At 62.2% G+C, this 16,903-nt stretch carries 12 protein-coding genes and 1 tRNA gene; 5 read left to right on the top strand and 8 right to left on the bottom strand.

Translation table 11 applies throughout. The features are described 5' to 3' along the window. The first annotated feature begins 2 nt into the window (after positions 1-2). Entirely contained in the window at positions 3-1,073 is a 1,071-nt protein-coding gene (locus PXK07_RS13320; protein ID WP_274848811.1) for a zinc ABC transporter substrate-binding protein, read from the top strand. Positions 1,074-1,117: 44 nt separating this feature from the next. On the opposite strand, the gene PXK07_RS13315 is transcribed toward PXK07_RS13320, so the two are convergent. Then, positions 1,118-2,392: an NAD(P)/FAD-dependent oxidoreductase gene (locus PXK07_RS13315; RefSeq protein ID WP_274848810.1), complete on the bottom strand. Its 1,275-nt coding sequence runs from the start codon at positions 2,390-2,392 to the stop codon at positions 1,118-1,120. 228 nt (positions 2,393-2,620) lie between these two features. On the opposite strand from PXK07_RS13315, the gene PXK07_RS13310 reads away from it, so the two are divergent. The 3 genes from PXK07_RS13310 to PXK07_RS13300 all read left to right on the top strand — a co-directional run bounded on the left by PXK07_RS13310 (position 2,621) and on the right by PXK07_RS13300 (position 7,006). Then, complete coding sequence (locus tag PXK07_RS13310; protein ID WP_274848838.1) at positions 2,621-3,280, top strand: TetR/AcrR family transcriptional regulator; 660 nt, start codon at positions 2,621-2,623, stop codon at positions 3,278-3,280. Between the two features lie 246 nt (positions 3,281-3,526). After that, a complete protein-coding gene (locus PXK07_RS13305) occupies positions 3,527-4,801 on the top strand; it encodes an MFS transporter (protein ID WP_274848809.1) in 1,275 nt (424 codons plus the stop codon). A gap of 42 nt (positions 4,802-4,843) precedes the next feature. After that, positions 4,844-7,006, top strand: coding sequence for a TonB-dependent receptor (locus tag PXK07_RS13300; RefSeq protein ID WP_274848808.1), 2,163 nt, complete (start codon positions 4,844-4,846; stop codon positions 7,004-7,006). A 145-nt stretch (positions 7,007-7,151) separates the two neighbouring features. On the opposite strand, the gene PXK07_RS13295 is transcribed toward PXK07_RS13300, so the two are convergent. After that, a complete protein-coding gene (locus PXK07_RS13295; RefSeq protein WP_274848807.1) occupies positions 7,152-8,141 on the bottom strand; it encodes a complex I NDUFA9 subunit family protein in 990 nt (329 codons plus the stop codon). Between the two features lie 241 nt (positions 8,142-8,382). Here PXK07_RS13295 and PXK07_RS13290 point away from each other — a divergent pair. Next, a tRNA-Leu gene (locus PXK07_RS13290) sits at positions 8,383-8,469 on the top strand. 72 nt (positions 8,470-8,541) lie between these two features. Here PXK07_RS13290 and PXK07_RS13285 read toward each other — a convergent pair. The 6 genes from PXK07_RS13285 to msrA all read right to left on the bottom strand — a co-directional run bounded on the left by PXK07_RS13285 (position 8,542) and on the right by msrA (position 16,826). Beyond that, positions 8,542-10,878, bottom strand: a complete 2,337-nt coding sequence (locus PXK07_RS13285; protein WP_274848806.1) for a CHASE3 domain-containing protein — start codon at positions 10,876-10,878, stop codon at positions 8,542-8,544. A 343-nt stretch (positions 10,879-11,221) separates the two neighbouring features. Then, positions 11,222-11,770, bottom strand: a complete 549-nt coding sequence (locus tag PXK07_RS13280) for a biotin transporter BioY (RefSeq protein WP_274848805.1) — start codon at positions 11,768-11,770, stop codon at positions 11,222-11,224. A 50-nt stretch (positions 11,771-11,820) separates the two neighbouring features. After that, positions 11,821-12,420, bottom strand: coding sequence for an energy-coupling factor transporter transmembrane component T family protein (locus tag PXK07_RS13275; protein ID WP_274848804.1), 600 nt, complete (start codon positions 12,418-12,420; stop codon positions 11,821-11,823). Next, entirely contained in the window at positions 12,395-13,159 is a 765-nt protein-coding gene (locus tag PXK07_RS13270; RefSeq protein WP_274848803.1) for an energy-coupling factor ABC transporter ATP-binding protein, read from the bottom strand. The genes PXK07_RS13275 and PXK07_RS13270 overlap by 26 nt, the downstream gene beginning before the upstream one ends. 273 nt (positions 13,160-13,432) lie before the next feature. Then, positions 13,433-15,799 (bottom strand): putative bifunctional diguanylate cyclase/phosphodiesterase, encoded by a 2,367-nt coding sequence (locus PXK07_RS13265; protein WP_274848802.1) that lies wholly within the window; start codon positions 15,797-15,799, stop codon positions 13,433-13,435. Positions 15,800-16,160: 361 nt separating this feature from the next. Continuing rightward, positions 16,161-16,826 (bottom strand): peptide-methionine (S)-S-oxide reductase MsrA, encoded by a 666-nt coding sequence (gene msrA, locus PXK07_RS13260; RefSeq protein WP_274848801.1) that lies wholly within the window; start codon positions 16,824-16,826, stop codon positions 16,161-16,163. Positions 16,827-16,903 lie beyond the last annotated feature (77 nt).

Genomic DNA, 16,903 nt, shown 5'->3' with positions numbered 1-16,903 from the left:
GAATGAAAGGCAAATCATACGCAGCGGCGCTTCCGCTCGTGTTCGGTGGCAGCATGGCCTTGGCGGATGTTCCTCGGGTTGCGACCGATATCGCGCCTGTGCATGGGCTGGTGGCGCGCGTGATGCAGGGCGTCGGCGAACCGGATTTGGTGGTGCAGCCCGGCGCCTCGCCCCATGGCTACTCCATGCGCCCCTCCGAGGCGCAGGCGCTGGATCAGGCGGATCTGGTGGTCTGGGTGGGTGAAGCCCTGACACCCTGGCTGGAAGGCCCGCTGGAAACACTTGCCTCGGATGCTCATGTGATCGAGCTGCTTGAGGCCAAAGGAACCCTGAAGCTGGAGTTCCGCAGCGGCGCGACCTTCGAACAGCACGACCACGGTGATGATCATGAAGAGCATCACGACGACGACCACGAAACCCATGACGATCACGATGATCATCACGCGCATGAAGACGAGCACGGCCACGATGACCACGCGGATCATGACGGGCACGACGACCATGATCATCAAAAGCATGATGATCACGCCGGTCATGACGATCACGAGGGGCATTCCCACGACGGCACCGATCCCCACATCTGGCTGGCACCGGCGAACGCCCAGGCCTGGCTGACGGTGATTGCCGAGGAACTGGCCGAGCTGGACCCGGACAACGCCGACGCCTACCGGGGCAACGCTGATGCAGGCAAGGCCGAGATCGAAGCGGCGGTGCAGCAGGTGAATGCAACGCTTGAGCCCTTCCGCACACAGAACTTTATCGTGTTCCACGACGCCTATCAGTATTTCGAGCACAGCTTCGGACTGTCCTCGGCGGGAGCGATTTCCTTAGGCGATGCATCGGATCCCAGCCCGGCGCGGATTGCGGAAATCCGGGACGCGGTGGCAGACCATGGCGTGACCTGCGTCTTCTCAGAGCCGCAATTCAACCCGGGACTGGTCGCCACTGTTCTGGATAGCACCGGCGCCAAGACCGTGGTGATCGATCCGATCGGAACCAAGATCCCGCTGGGGCCGACCTTTTACACGGATCTGATCACCGGCCTGGGCAATGCGATGGCCAGCTGCAAATAAGCCAGGACATGAAACAGGTCAGAGATGCTCTGGCCTGTTTCCTTTCAGACCCGATCCTTGACCAGATGGGTCAGGGTGGCGCCGGTCTCGTAATAGGCTTGCCGTAGCCCGGCAAAGGGCAGGCTATGACTCTGAACCGGACGCACGGGGAGACAGCTATCGTCCCCCGACACCAAGGCCTGCGCCATACGGGCCCCGAACAGGGTGCCCGGCCCGATCCCACGCCCCGAATAGCCGAAACAGGCATACCCGCCGTCCAGCGCTTGGATCTTTGGCAGGTGCTCGGTGGTCATGGCGATACGGCCAAACCAGGTCTGTCGCAGGGGCGTGTCGGCAAGGTCCGGAAACAGGCTATCAAGCTTGCGCCGTAACCAGTTCAGGTGAATGCCCTTGCCGATGTGATCCAGGGCCCCCATGGCACCGATAATCAAACGCCCCGCCTGATCGCGCCGCCAGGAGGACATCACCAGCGCCGAATCCCAGCACCCTTCCAGCCCCGGCAAGATCCGCGCCAGGACTGCATCCGGCAATGGATCGGTCGTCGCCTGGAAGTAATGCACCGGGATCACATCCGGCGTTTGCAGCCCCTCGATCTGCAGCGCATAGCCATTGGTGGCCAGGATCATATGACGCGCGCGGATCCGCCCCTGTGGCGTGGTGATCTGCCAGCTATCTCCGCTTCGCGTCGCACTGAGGGCAGGTGTATCACAATGGAGCCTCGCCCCTGCGGCAGAGGCCGCGCGCGCCAGACCGCGCGCATAGGAGAGCGGCTGGATGGTGCCTGCGCGCGGATCGAACAGCGCCCCGTAGACCCGCTGCGATCCCACCCGCGCCTGCGCCTCCTCGGCATCGAGCAGACGCACCGGCGCACCGATGGCGGTCAGCTGCGCGAAACGGCGCTCCAGATCCTTCATGCCCGATGGCGCATGGGCACAATGCAGGGTGCCCTTTTGGACCGGCTCACAGGCGATCTGATACTTTTCGATCAGCCCGTAGACCATATCCGGCGCTGCCGCCAAAAGAGCCGACAGGCGCCGCCCACCCGCTTCACCGATTTCGGCGTTGATATCCTCGGGCGGCAGCCAAAGCCCGGCATTGGCCAGACCCACATTGCGACCCGACCCGCCCCCGCCGAAGCTGCCTGCCTCGATCAGCCTGACCTCGGCGCCCATGGCCGCCGCCTCCAGCGCGGCGGAACAGCCCGTGTAGCCGCCACCGATGACCACCAAATCGGCGCTCACGTCTTCGCTCAAAGGAGGGGCAGAGACCTGCTCCCGGCAAGTATCGTGCCAAAGGCTTGACGACAGATCAGATGTCAAATGCGCTCCCCCGTTCCGGATGCCGATCTCATATCGGCGATACCCCATTCCGCCACCGCTGCCGAGAGGAAAAACATCGTCCCCGCGCCGGCCAAGGCCCATGGGCAATGCAGAGCCGGATTCCGTGCAGGCCTGCGGCCAGACCGGGCATATCGTGCTCTATCGTGGAGCTCTTGGATTTTCTCTGCTAAGGTCGCTGACGCCGGAAAGACACGTAGCTTGGATCTCATGACCACCGCCAGTGACACCATTGCCCCCGCCTGCGAGACAACAGTTTCCCCGCGCAAGGAGGCCAAACAGCGCCGCTCCCGTGTCAAAGTCGAAAAGATCCTGGATACGGCGCTGACCATGCTTTCGGAAGGATCCGCCGACAAGATCACCACCAATGCAATCGCCAAACGCGCGGGCATCAGCATCGGCAGCCTCTACCAGTTCTTCCCGAACAAGGAGGCGATTTTCTACGAGCTGTTTCAGCGCTGGCTGGTGCAAACACTGGATGCCCTGGATGCCGCAACCCTGCGGATGGAGGCAGGAGACCCCAAAGAGAAATGCGTGGACGCGATCCTGGACGCGCTTTCGGGATCGGCCGAGATCAACTCTCCGGGACATTGGCAATTGCGCCGCGCCATGGGCAGCTCTCCCGAGCTGGCGGATCTGGAGCAATCGCACCTGCGGCAGATCGTAGAGCGGATCAAGGCAATGCAGACCAAGCTGGGCTGTTTTCCGCCCGCGGAACTTGCCGACGATCTGGCCCTGCTGCAAAATCAGACCGCCATTGCCTGCCTGCAGGTCCTGGCGCAAACGGTCACTTCCGGAAACCAGGAGCAGGTCCGCGGATGGTGCCGCAAATTGCTGCTGCTGGCCTTTGATTACCAAGAGCTGTCCTAGACTTGTGATCTCTCCTCGCCTCGTCTGACAGTGCCATCACCGGCAGGCCCGTGACGAGCCGATTTGATTCCACCACCCCTCTGTCATTCAAGATCCAGCCCTAGGCCGCTGGGAGCGTGTAATTATATTATTGTATTTAATGAATGTTTTCGTTTTTGTGAGCATATGCTCATTTTAGTTGAAGTTCCTGATTAAATCACTCTAGTATCAGCCTGATTTCGAATATTGGACGCAAGGCAAACAGGCATGTTGGAAACCAGGACGGATCTGCGCGGCAGCGGCGCGCAGCGCCACAAACCCGTTGCGCGGGTCTATGCGGCGCTGACCGGGCTCTATGTGGCGCAGGCCATTCCGCTTTACCTGGTGGCCGCAGCCCTGCCGCCCATTCTGCGGGCACGCGGCGCTGACTTGTCGGTGATCGGGGGCCTCGGCATTCTGATGCTGCCCTGGGTGGTCAAGGCGTTCTGGGCGCCCTGGATCGACCGGCTGTCGCAACATCCGCGAATTGGCCGCAAGGGGGTGATCCTGGCGGCCCAGCTGACAATTCTTGCCGTGGTCGCGCGCCTGGCCCTGTTGGATCCGATTGCCGATATCGGGTTGTTCTTTCCGCTTCTGTTCGTGATGTCACTGGCCTCGGCCACGCAGGATATCGCCTCAGACGGCTACGCGGTCGAACATCTGCCGCCGCAGGCGCAATCGGGCGGCAATGCCATCCAAAGCAGCGCCGTGGCCGCAGGGGTTCTTTTCGGCGGCTCCGGCACGTTGGTCCTGTATGAACTTGCAGGCTGGCAGACGGCCGTCCTGACCGCAGGCATATGTTCGATGATTGCCGTCACCGCCTTTCTGACCGTCCCCGAACATCTGGGACGCAGGATCGACACCGATCTTGCCCAACAGCAGCAGCGCCCCCGGCTGCGCCGCTTCTTTGCCCGCCCCGGTGCCTGGGCGGCCCTGGGGTTTGCCCTGATCTTTCGCCTGCCCGAAGGGCTGATCAAGGCGCTGGAGCAGAGCTTCCTGGTGGATGCCGGGTTTTCCCTGTCGCTGATCGGCCTGATTTCCGGCGGCTCGGCGGCTGTGGTCGGGCTGGTGGGTGCCGGCCTTGGCATGCTGGTCATCAATCGCTGGGGCTTGGGCCTGTTCTTTGCCATGCTGGTTGCGCTGCGCACCCTGATCTTTGCCCTTTTTGCCCTGGCTGCCATGCAGGGGATGCCGCATGAGGTGCTGGTCGCCCTATCCATGGCCAATACCTTTTGTCGCTATATGGAGATCACCGGGCTTTACACCGCCTTCATGCGGGTCTCCTCCCTGTCCCAGGCCGGGACCGATTTCACCATTCTCTCCAGCGCAAACCTGCTGGTCTATATGACCGGGTCGATGGCGGCCGGGGTGATGGCACAGGCCCTGGGATATGCGCTCGTGTTCTGGACGGCCTGCGCCCTGTCGCTCGTCACCGGCATGGCAGCGCTGGTTCTTCTCGCAAAATCACACCCGGAGCGCACCAAGCTGCACAAGCCAGCCTGATCGGCCAGCCACTCCGGAGGACACCAACCAAAGGAAACGTCAATGAGAACGAATAACCTGCTGCTGGCTGGCAGTGCGCTGACCACCCTTTTTGCTGCGGCACCGCTGGCAGCCCAGGAGGCCGATGGATCGGTGGTCGTATTGGACCCGATCGTGGTGACGGCGTATCGCAGCAACTCCGAAGCCTCGGCCATTCCCGGCACGGTCCAGGTCATCACCAGCGCCGATCTGGAGGACCGGATCGCCACCAGCGACACCCTGGAAAAGCTGCTGTCGGACCTGGTCCCGGGCCTGTCGGTCTCCAACGGGACGGTTTCTGGCGCCAGCCAGACCCTGCGCGGCCGCAACATCCAGATCCTGATCAACGGCGTGGCCCGCACCAGCGAGCTGCGTGGCTTTGACCGCGAGTTGGCCCTGATCAACCCCAACTCGGTCGAGCGGATCGAGATCATCAAGGGATCCAACGCCCAGTTCGGCAATGGTGCCACCGGCGGTACCATCAATATCGTCACCAAACAGGCGGGCGACGTGAACCAGACCCAGGTGATCACCCGCCTGTCGGCCCAGGATGAGGATCCTTCGGGCAGCCTTGGATATGAGCTGTTCCTGGCCCATGACCGGCGCCTTGATAACCTGGGCCTGCGGCTGGAACTCAACACCAAGGGCATGGGAGACCGTTACGACGGCGCAGGGCGCCAGTTGCCCTCTGACCCGCTGGTGGGCCAGGGCGGCGGTGACAACAACCGGAACTACGCCCTGGGCATTGCCGCCGACTATACCGTCGATGCCCATCGCTTTGACCTGAGCCTGGATGTGAACCGCTACGAGCAGACGCCGGAGTTCTTCTCCAACTACCTGACCAACCCGGTCAGCGTCGACACGACGCAGCCCTATAGCGGTGCGCCCGTAAAGGATGAAACCAATGCGCTGACGCTGAAGTACCAGAACTCTGCCCTGGCCATCGGTGAGTTGGAAGTGCAGGCCTATGCCACCGACAACAGCCGTCAGGCCGCCTTTGTGCCCGCAGGCATCGCCAACCCGCTCTATTACCCGGTGAGCACAGTCAACCCCGCGCAGAACCCGCTGGCACAAAGCCAGCTCAACACCGAAACCTATGGTCTGCGCTCGACCGTCCGGTCGCAGATCGGCGCCGGAACCCAGCTCACCTGGGGACTGGATCTGGGCCGCGACGATGTCCGCCAGACCCTGCTGGACGGTCAGGACGTGATCGCACCGATGACCCAGAACAGCGTCGCCCTGTTTGCCCAGGTCGACGCAGAGCTGGGCGATTTCGAACTCTCCGGCGGGCTGCGCTATGAACGTTTTGACCTCAGCGTCGACAATTTCACCCGCCCGGATGCGGTGCAGCTGACCGCGGGCGGCCCGGCCGTGCTGCCTGCCGTCACTGTCGTCGGAGGCGATTTCGAGTATGACGCCGTGGTGTTCAACCTGGGCGCTGTCTACCACCTGACCCCGGCCACCAGCCTATTCGCCGGTTTCTCGCAGGGCTTCTCGCTCCCGGATGTGGGCGCCTTCACCCGCCGCGCCATGGCGGCGAACCCCTTCCTGCCGGGGCAGACCGTGTCCTTTGCCTCGATCGGGCCGGATGCGCAGATCGTGGATACCTTTGAACTGGGCCTGCGCCACAGCGGCAACCGCTTCCAGATCGAGGCCTCGGCCTTTTATGCCGAATCCGACGAGGGCACCGTCTTCGACTCCGCCACCAATACCATCACCCAGCAACGGGAAGAGACCTGGGGTGCCGAGGCCATTGCCGATTTCGCGGTCAATGATGCGCTGAACCTCGGGATCGCCGCCTCCTTCACTGAAGGGCGCACCGATACCACGGGTGATGGCAGCACCGACAGTTGGCTGCCGAACAACCGGATCGGCGCTCCGATCAAGGCCACGCTCTATGGCGACTACATCTTTGCCAACGGCCTGCGCCTTGCCGGTGAGGTGGTCTATACCGGCGAACGCGGCAAGCCCGGTGTTCAGGTACTGGAGGAGACCACCCGCGTGAACCTCCGCATGGCCAAGAACATCGGCCCGGGGGAATTCAGCTTTGCCGTGGACAACCTGTTCAACACCGACCAGCTGAACCCGACCGGCACATCCGTGCGCACCAACCCCCTGACTGGGCAGCTCATTCCGGTCGCCGATGAAGGGCGGAGGTTCTGGATCGGCTACTCCATGACCTTCTGATCACAGGCCAGACAGCCGGGGCGACGCAAACAGCCGTCCCGGATCCAGGCGATCACGTCCGCATGCGGAGAAAGAAAAAGCGCGGAGCCGAAACTCCGCGCCCATCTATCTTCGTCTTTTTACCTGCCGTGATCCATGCCGGACCTCAGGCGTCGCCCCGCAGGTTGCGGGCCGAGGCGGTCATCTCGTCATATTGGCCAGAGGGGCGGAATTTCCACAGGTAATCCGGCAGGACCGGCCCCATCAGCGACGGTTTGATCCCCAGATCGGCAAAGCCCTTGGCACCGTCAGAGACCACATTGTCACGGCCGAGGTTCTTCAGCTGATCGCGGGTCAGCACCTTGTTCTCGATCAGCTGGAAGCTCACGAACTGCAGGATGTCAAAGCCAAGCGCCACGATCCCGGCCACGAAACGCGGCAGCGACAGGACGATACGGCGGCGGTGGATCACCTGCAGCATGTCCTGCATCAATTCGGCAAATGTCTTCACCTCGGGGCCGCCCAGCTCGTAGACGCCCGGTTCGGCCTGGCCCAGAACACCGGCGACCGCGGCCCGTGCCACATCGTCCACATAGACCGGCTGGAAGCGGGTTGCGCCGCCAGCGATCGGCAGGATCGGCGACAGGCGGGTCATCCCGGCAAAGCGGTTGAAGAACTGATCCTCGGTGCCAAAGATGATCGAGGGGCGCAGGATCACCGCGGACGGGAAGGCCGCCTGCACGGCTGCTTCGCCTTCGGCCTTGCTGCGGGCGTAATCGCTGTCGCTTTCGGCATCGGCACCGATGGCCGACAGATGCACCAGCTGATCCACACCCTGGTCGGCTGCGATCCGTGCGATGCGCCCGGCGCCTTCGGCCTGAACCGCGTCAAAGGTGTTCTTGCCCAGCTCGTTCAGCACGCCGACGCAGTTCACCACCGCATCCGCGCCCTGCATGACCGCAGCGACAGAGGCATCATCGCGAATGTTGCAGAAAACCGGTTCGACCTGCCCCGGCACCCCGTAGGGCTTTACGTGCATCGCTTCATTGGGACGGCGCACCGCCACGCGCACGCGCCAGCCTTCCTTGGCCATGCGGCGCGCAATGTAGCGACCGACAAAACCGGATCCGCCATAGATCGTAACCAGCTTGGACATCTTTTGGCTCCTACAGTTGCTCCAGATCCGATCTAGCGGCCCGGATCATTTCAAACAAGGCGCAAATCTCGACTCGAACCGCAGTTTCATCATAAATGACAGCCATTCAACCGGGTGTTTGACCGATCTGCCCTGCGTGGCAGGACCCAGTCAGGCCGATCCTGAGCCATCGCGACCTATGGGTGCAAGAATCCGTTTGACGCCCCTGCCGCCGATGCGTATACGCCGCTTCACGACACCTGCCCAGGTGGCGGAATTGGTAGACGCGCTAGCTTCAGGTGCTAGTGTCCGTATGGACGTGGAGGTTCGAGTCCTCTCCTGGGCACCATTCCCCTCAGCTTGAACGACAGAAGACGACCCGAAGGTCGCCCTCTTGCTTTGCGTCGGACGTATCGCCGGATCAGAAATCCTGCCACTTGTCCAAGGCGGCATTGCCGTCGGTGCCGGTTGCGGCGGCCGGGGTGACGTCGCTGAAATCCCAGTCGTCGTCGCCATGGGCCGTCGGGGCGCTCGGGGCGGCTTTCGGCGCGCTCAGCTGCGTGATGCCGCCACCGCCCGAGATCTTGAAGTGGGCCACCAGCTCGGCCAGTTTGGTCGCGTCGCTGTTCAGCATGTGACCCGCCGCCGTCGCCTGTTCCACCATCGCCGCGTTCTGCTGGGTCACCTGGTCCAGCTGCACCACGCCGGTGTTGATCTCGCCCAGGCCGGTGGACTGCTCCACCGCGCCCTCGGCAATGTCGGTCACCAGTTTCGAGATATGGTTCACCCGCTCGACGATGCTATTGAGCGCCTCGCCCGCCTTGCCGACCAGATCCACACCGCGCTCCACCTGGCGCGAGGAATCGCTGATCAGCGTCTTGATCTCCATCGCCGCATCCGAGGAGCGCTGCGCCAGGGCGCGCACTTCGGAGGCCACCACCGCAAAACCACGGCCTGCTTCGCCTGCTCGGGCAGCCTCGACCCCGGCGTTCAGCGCCAGGAGGTTGGTCTGGAAGGCGATGTCGTCGATCACGCCGATGATCTGGGCGATATGGGTCGAGGACTGCTCGATCTCGGTCATCGCCGAGACCGCGCTTTGCACCACGGTGCCGCTGTTTTCGGCTTCCTGCTTGGCCTCGTCCATGATGTTCTCGACGCTGCGCGCACCTTCGGCGGCGGATTTCACGCTTGCGGTCAGCTCATCGAGGGCGGCGGCGGTTTCCTCCAGGGTTGCGGCCTGGCTTTCGGTGCGGTGCGACAGGTCGTCCGAGGACTGGCTGATCTCGGCCGCGCCATTGCGGATGCTGGCGGCGGACTCGACCACCTGAGAAACGGTACCGTTGAGGTTCTCGACCGTCTTGTTGAAATCGAGCCGCAGCTGTTCGTAGTCTTCAGGGAAGGCACTGTCGATGGTGATGGTCAGATCCCCCTGAGCCAGCAACGACAGGCGCTCGGTCAGCTTGGTGACAACCACACCCTGTTCCGCGTCGCGTTTCTTCTGCTCCGCTTCCAGTTCCTTTTCGCGGATCAGCTTCTGGCGGAAAATGTCCAGCGACCGGGCCATCTGGCCAACTTCATCGCCGCGGCGCTTGCCGGAGATTTCCACGGTGTTGTCGCCATCCGCCAGGCCGGTCATGGCGCGGGTCAGAGAGACGATAGCCGCAGCAATGTTCGAGCCGATCAGCCAGGCCAGAAGACCGCCGACGATAACGGCTGTGGCCACGGCGCCCAGGATCATGGTTTCGGTCATGGCGGATGTCTCGGCCTTCGCGGCCTCGCGCTCTGCCATCAGCTCTTCTTCGACGGCCATGAAGTCTTCCATGATGGCGCGGAACTGATCGAAAAAGACCTTGCCGCGGGCCTCGCCGATCAGATCGGCCATGTCATCCATGGTCTTGGCGTCCCCGATGTCGCGGCGCAGGTCGATGATTGGCGCAACGGCATTTGCGCGCCACTCGGTGATGATCGTGCTGATTTGCGCCAGACGCGCGACCTGTTCCGGGTCGTCCTTGACGGTTTCGGACAGCTCTGCGACCAGTCGGTCGAATGTCTCGGCGCCCGTGTTCAAGGGGGTCATGAAGGCCTCATCCCCGGCCAGGAGGAAGCCGCGCATGCCGGTTTCCATATCCACGGCTGCGGCAAGGATATCTTTGGCCGTGGCAATGACCCGATGGGTGTGATCGACCCATTTCATGGCATCATTGGCGGCACTGCCGCTGACATCGCCAAAGCTGGTAAGATCCGCAAAGGCGCGCGACCGGTCTACCAGCAAGTCCTCTTCGAAGGCGATGAAGCTGGAGATCAACTCTCGGAACCTGTCGAAATAGGCTTTCCCGGCGCCCTTTTTCACTTCTGCAGCCATGTCGTTCATGGTGGGCGCATCGCCGATATCGCGGCGCAGCTGGATCTGCGTTTCGGCAATCTTGGCCTGCCACTCGGTCAAGACCGCTTCAGCCTCTTTCAGGCGGGCGACCTGCGCGGGGTTGTCGCTCACGGTGTCCTGGAGCCTGGCCAGGGTGTCATGGGCGACGGTGCTGCCGGTTTCATAGGGGGCCAGAAACTCTGCCTGCCCGGCCAGAAGATAGCCGCGCATGCCGGTTTCCATGTCAACCGCGGCGGAGACAACCGTATCGGCTTCGGACAGGACGTGATGGGCATGAGTGACCCAGCGGTCCGTGTCAGCCATGCGATGGAGATTCAGGCTGGCGATCACGCCGATCGACAATGTCAGGATCAAGGGTCCGGCTGCAACCAGCATGACCTTTGTCTTCATGCGCATATTGGCGATTGAAAGGAAGCGCGTCTTTGCGCCAGTGGGAGCTCCACCATTCATAATTGTAGTGCCTCTGTTCCGTTCGCGTCTGCGTAAGTATCGAATCGAAACCTTTGCAAAGACTTTATGGTCGCGCGCAAATCGGGGACAAAGTGCCGCGTTCAGCGACAGTCTGCAGGTCTGAAATCACCCCTCGCAGGCGGGACTTCAGCAGATATGGATCTGAAACAGGGGATGAGAGCCGCGCCCAGGTTTGATCCGTCGCGCGGCCCCCGGGCGCGACACGGAACAGGCGGCAAAGCCCGCTCCGTGTGCTGTGATGGATCGGTCAGGCCGGGCGCGACAGAAGGCTGCCTGGGCGGGCACGGGCCAGACCGGCTGTCAGGACACCGGCAATCACCGCTTTCAGGATGTCACCGGGGATAAAGATCAGGATCAGGGCGGCGGCTTCGGTGAAGGATTTGTCGAGCGTGATGGCCATGCCGCTCACTCCGAACAGATAGAGCACAAGGATCCCTCCCAGGAGCGATGCCAGGATGGCGATGGGCAGCAGCGGCAGCGACCGCATGCGCTCCATGATCAGGCCGGTGACAAAGGCCGCGACCGGAAAGCCAAACAGGAAGCCCGCGGTGGGCGAGGCAAAGACGCCAAGGCCGCCGCGCCCGCCGGACAACAGCGGCAGGCCCAGAGCCACCAGCAGCAGGAACAGCAGCACCGCAAGAAACCCGCGGCGGGCGCCCAGAACCGTGCCGCACAGCATGATGCCAAGGCTTTGCGCGGTGACCGGCACCCCAAAGGCGAGGGTAATCTGCGGGACAAGACCCAATGCGGCGGTCAGCGCTGCAAAAAGAGCGATATAGGCAACGGAACGTTCCATGGTGTTGTGATCCTTTCTTGCGCCTCGGTCACTGTGCCAAGGCGGGAATGTCAGTGAATGCCGCCCCGTGCCTTCAGCGCTTCGGCAACGTGATCGGCGTCATCCAGCGCCAGAACGGTCATAGGCAGGGCAATGCGCCAGGACGGGTGGCGCGCCGATCTGGCCCGCCAGGCCTCGATCAGTTGCGCGCCGCGCCGACCCAGCAGCGGGGTAAACCGGATGACCAGCGCGATTGCGATCTCCAGGGCGCGGGTCTTCAGCCCGATGTGCCGAAACGGGGTCAGCAGCCAGGCGGCTACATCGATCATGTCCGACAGGCGGCTGGTCATGGTGACGAAGTTGGCCAGCGCCACCGTATTGGCAAGGCGCAGGGCGATCATCAGACCTTTCTGAGGTGTGCCTTCGATTAGGTGCCATACCACGATAACGGCGAAGAAGGGCCAGAGGATGCGCAGGGTCTTCAGCCCGCTGCGCGCAAACAGAGAACCTGCACTGAGATAAAGCATCAAGGCCAGGGTCAGCGCGGCGACCTGCAGGATGATCGACTGCAGCGAGAACAGCATGAGGGTCGCGCCAGAGAGCGCGGCAAGTTTCCAGCCGACCGGAACCCGATGGGCCCAGGTTTCAAGCGGGGAGGTCAGAGAGATCATCCTGCGTCCCCCATTTGGTCATCTGGCTGGTAAAGGCGGGCAGCACCTCCGGTGCCGGGCCATCGGCCTTAAGTTGGCCGGCCTCGATCCAGAGCACCCTGTCGTAACTTTCCAGGTGCTGCGGGTCGTGCGATATGTGAAACAGCTGCGCATCCACCCTGTCTAGGCTTCTCTGCAGCTGCATGCGGGTGGAAATGTCCAGCCCCGCAAAAGGTTCGTCCAGGATGATGACACGCGGCGCCATGGACAGGATCGCCATCAGGCAGACCAGCTGTTTCTGCCCCTGTGACAGCAGATGCGTCGGCGCCTTTGCCCAATGGGATTTTCCGAACCGTGCAAGGATCTGGCTGACGCGGTCATCGGCATCTGCCTTGTCGAGACCCATCTGCCGCAGCCCAAATCCAAGCTCTTCTTCCACGGTGGGAAAGATGATCTGCCGATCCGGGTTCTGAAACAGGATGCCGACAAGACCAAGCGCGGCCTTGCGGTCTCGGAAAACATCCGTGCCTTCAATGCGCGCAGTGCCCTGGTCGGGGGCGACGAGGCCGCTGATGACCCGCGCCAGCGTGGTCTTTCCGGATCCATTTCGCCCGACGATCCCGACCCGCGGCTCCGCTGCTGAAAAAGAGATATCCTGCAAGACGTGTCTGGCGCCTGCGGTCAGGGTCACGCCCTTCAACTCCACCAGGGCCCCGAGAGGCGAAGGGGCCAAGCTTTGATCCGCTGTGGCAGATTTCACAGGCGGACTCCTTCCTGTTGAGCCGGGTCCGTCCAGACTGGCCTGTTCACACGGGCCTGTTCAGACGGGGAGGTCAAAAAACGATCCGGCTGGTGATAGCGGATTTTTTGCGTCTGGCAACGTGTTCCGACCTCAAAGAGGCGGAAATCTGGTCCTTGGCCTTGAATCAGGGTCAGGAAGTCTCAGGGAAATACCGCCCGGGCCATCCGTCACATCAGATCACATAGATCTGCACGGCAATCGCGTGATGATCACCCGGTGATGACCTGCGGATCAGCCCGATATCTGCAGGTGCAGCCCTGCGCCCGGAAACAGCCGCGCGGTCGCGGCGCGCTCGGCCAGGGGCGGGCCGTCAAAGTAGCCTTGCAGGTAGTCGACATTGCATTCCTGCAGCAGGGTACGGTGCTCTTCGGTCTCAGCGCCCTCTCCTGTGACGCTCATGCCCAGGGCATGACCCAGCTCGGCGATGGCCACGACAATGGCCTTGGTTTCATCCGACTCGGGCAGCTTCGAGACAAAGGCCGCGTCCACTTTGATCTTGTTCACCGGGAATTTCTGCAGGTAGCTGAGCGATGAATAGCCCATGCCAAAATCATCAAGGGCGACGGTGATGCCAAGCCGTTGCAGGGCTTCGATTTCACGCAGGGCGGACTGGCCGCTGGACAGAACCACGGTTTCGGTGATCTCGGCCTCTACCGCGCTTGCGGGGCAACCGGTTTCATAGAGGCAATCGTTGACGAATTCATCCACCTGCGAGCCGAACAGTTTTGGCGACAGGTTGACCGCGACCCGGCCCTTGAAGCCCAGGTCATGCCAGCGTGCCGCTGCGCGGAAGGCATGGGTCATGATCTGATAGGTCAGCTCGCGGATGAGACCGCATTCCTCGGCAACCGGGATGAACTCGCCCGGAGAGATGCTGCCAAGGTGCCGGTGGTGCCAGCGTGCCAGGGTTTCAAACCCCACGATTTCACCGGTTTTCAGGCAGGTCTGTACCTGGAAAACCGGGCGAATGCCGTCTTCCTTCAGGGCCGCGCGCAACTCGCGCTCCAACAGTGCCTTGCGCTTGATGGCGGTTTCCAGATCCCTGTGGAAGATCTCGACCCGGCCGCGGCCGCTGTTCTTGGCCTCGTAAAGCGCCAGATCGGCACAGCGAATCCCATCGGCGGCGCGGGCATCGTGCCCGGCCAGGGTGGCGATGCCTGCGCTCATGCCGGTGTGCAGGACGTTGCCGCTGACGGTCAGCGGTTTGGACAGGTCATAGACGAGGGAATTGGCGATATTGGTCAGCCGGTCTTCGCTGTCTGCACCTTTGACGACAATGGCGAATTCGTCGCCGCCCAGTCGCGCGGCCAGAGCGTTGGTACTGCTGCTGCTGGCCTGGAATTTATCCGCGACCACTTTCAGCAGGGCATCCCCGGTGGGATGACCCAGAGTGTCGTTGATGGTCTTGAAGTGATCCAGATCCGCCAACAGGAGCGAGACCTGCGCGCCGGTATCCAGCCAGTCTGCCAGGGTCTGCTCCAGCAGGCGCCGGTTGGCAAGCCCGGTCAGGCTGTCATGTTCGGCCAGGTATTTCACCCGTGCCGCCTGTCGCGCCTGATCGCTGTGGTCGGTCGCAAGCAGCAGTGTTCCCAGGTAAAGCCCGTCTTCGTCGCGGATGGGACCACCGCGCACCAGCAGGTTCAGCTCCTCGCCGCTGTTGAAATGGGTCACACAGGCTTCCGCGGCAAAGTCCTGCCCGGCGGCGACTCGTTCTTCGATCTGTTCGGCCACCTCCTCGGGGAGCCAGGATCGGAAGTTCAGCCGCTCCCCCTCGCGGGCGTCGGCAAAGAAGATACCGGCATTGGCGTTGGAGAAGACGACATTGCCGGTTTCGTCCGTCAGGATGACCCCGTCGCGCGTGGATTTCAGGGCGCGGTGGATCCTTTTGCGTTCCCGTCGGTCGGTCTCGGTGCTTTGCGCGCGAAGATCCTCCATTTCGATCTCGCTGCGCCGCATCTGTTCCAGCGCCTGTGCCAGCATCCCGATTTCGTCCGTGCGGTGCTGGTGGGGGATGCGGGTATCCAATCGACCATTGCGCAGATCGACGATCGCGCGGCCAATGGTGGTCAGGGGTTTAGAGATCCGGGACAGGGCAAAAATGGCGCTGCCAGTGACCAGCACAAACACGATGGCCGAGATCAGCGCGTGATGGAGCGTTGCCTCCATCAGCTGGTCGGTAATGGTTTCTATGGGCAGAGTGAGATGCAGATAGCCAAGAACCTCTGCATGGCCATTGCGAACAAGGGTAATCGTATGGGTGTTTACCACGTCGTCGGCATTTGGCACGTAGTCCGGCGCGATGATCGTCGTGATGTCTTCGCCGTTCGGCCAGGTCACCTGTGCGATACCCACCTGCCCCGTGTGTGCAAGCTGTTGCAGCGCTTCTTCCACCCTGGGTATGTCAAACTCCGACAGAGGTTGCGACATTGCGGTTGCCGCCAGGCGTGCCAACAGATCCGCCCGCCTGTTCATGCTGTCGGTCAGGTGTTCGCGGTGATCGTAGCTTTCAAATAGCAACCCAACGGCCAGAATCAGAAATACCGGGACCAGAACGCCCAGCAATATCTGCCTTCGCAGGGTTTTGGGTTTGAAGGACATCATACCCACCTACCCCAACAGCTTGTAAGGCTTTGAGGTCTTGCGGGAGCGTTGCAAGAGGGGGTGCAGCCGCGTACTGCGTGTCACTCTGGCGGGGGTATGGTCCGGACGTGCGGCACGGGCCAGCGATGACAGAACTGCCACTGCACTCATCACCAAGAGGAACTCAACGAGGCCGGAACTCCACATTTAGTCTGCACCTTTTAAAACCGGACGGATCCAAAGGTGCCGAATTCGGGTTAATTGAATCTCTGCATGAGGCGGAAAACCACGTAAAAACCCCGTTTTGACAGGGGTTTTGTCTGGAAAACTTTAGTTGAAATCATGTTATTCAATCGGCCTGAGTGCATGCGGATGCAGCTTACGGATGGCTGGCAAAGGGGGCTGCATCTCCCCAGAGCTGCCGCACACGGGCATCGCGTCCGCAGGCCTGGCGGTAGCGTTTGTAGGCTGCGGCCTGCCGTTTGGGGCCAAAGCGGGTAAAGACCAGGCTGTCACCCTTGTAATAGTCCTGATGGTAGTCTTCGGCCGCGTAGAAGGGACCGGCATCCAGGATCGGTGTCACCACGGCCTGTCCCAGCTCACGTTGTGCCTTGGCCTTTGCCTGTTCCGCGAGGCTCCGTTCATCGCCGCCCTTCACGAAAACGGCGGTGCGATAGCTGTCGCCACGATCACAGAACTGCCCGCCTGCATCCGTGGGATCGACCGAGCGGAAGAACATATCCAGCAGCGTCGCGCGGCTGACTTTGGCGGGGTCAAAATGGATCTGGACCGCCTCGTAATGGCCGGTGCCGCCGCGGGTGACCTCCTTGTAGGTGGGGTTCTTCGTGCTGCCACCAGCATAGCCCGAGACCGCCTCGACCACGCCGGGTACGGATTCGAAATCGCTTTCGACGCACCAGAAGCAGCCGCCCGCAACGGTCAGCACCTGGGGGCTTGCGGCATGGGCTTCATGGCCGCGCAACAGGCCCGCCGTCAGGATGAGGATGGCCAGGGAAACCTGTTTGATGTGATGCAATGTCTTCATCGGTGCCTCCGTTTTGCAAACACCCTGACGGCTGCCTCATTTTTGCTCAACCGGCTGTCATCAAATGTCACGCACAG

This window comes from Phaeobacter sp. QD34_24 (assembly GCF_028890115.1).
In the GTDB taxonomy this organism is placed as follows: Bacteria; Pseudomonadota; Alphaproteobacteria; order Rhodobacterales; family Rhodobacteraceae; genus Phycobacter.
The sequence above is the reverse complement of the archived record's forward strand: the minus strand, read 5'-3'. Positions and strand labels throughout refer to the sequence as shown.

Bases quoted from the DNA above. Each gene is read 5' to 3' on its own strand.
- PXK07_RS13320 (WP_274848811.1), top strand. From the start codon at position 3: ATGAAAGGCAAATCATACGCAGCGGCGCTTCCGCTCGTGTTCGGTGGC.
- PXK07_RS13310 (WP_274848838.1), top strand. From the start codon at position 2,621: ATGACCACCGCCAGTGACACCATTGCCCCCGCCTGCGAGACAACAGTT.
- PXK07_RS13305 (WP_274848809.1), top strand. From the start codon at position 3,527: ATGTTGGAAACCAGGACGGATCTGCGCGGCAGCGGCGCGCAGCGCCAC.
- PXK07_RS13300 (WP_274848808.1), top strand. From the start codon at position 4,844: ATGAGAACGAATAACCTGCTGCTGGCTGGCAGTGCGCTGACCACCCTT.
- PXK07_RS13295 (WP_274848807.1), bottom strand. From the start codon at position 8,141: ATGTCCAAGCTGGTTACGATCTATGGCGGATCCGGTTTTGTCGGTCGC.
- PXK07_RS13285 (WP_274848806.1), bottom strand. From the start codon at position 10,878: ATGCTGGTTGCAGCCGGACCCTTGATCCTGACATTGTCGATCGGCGTG.
- PXK07_RS13280 (WP_274848805.1), bottom strand. From the start codon at position 11,770: ATGGAACGTTCCGTTGCCTATATCGCTCTTTTTGCAGCGCTGACCGCC.
- PXK07_RS13275 (WP_274848804.1), bottom strand. From the start codon at position 12,420: ATGATCTCTCTGACCTCCCCGCTTGAAACCTGGGCCCATCGGGTTCCG.
- PXK07_RS13265 (WP_274848802.1), bottom strand. From the start codon at position 15,799: ATGTCCTTCAAACCCAAAACCCTGCGAAGGCAGATATTGCTGGGCGTT.
- msrA (WP_274848801.1), bottom strand. From the start codon at position 16,826: ATGAAGACATTGCATCACATCAAACAGGTTTCCCTGGCCATCCTCATC.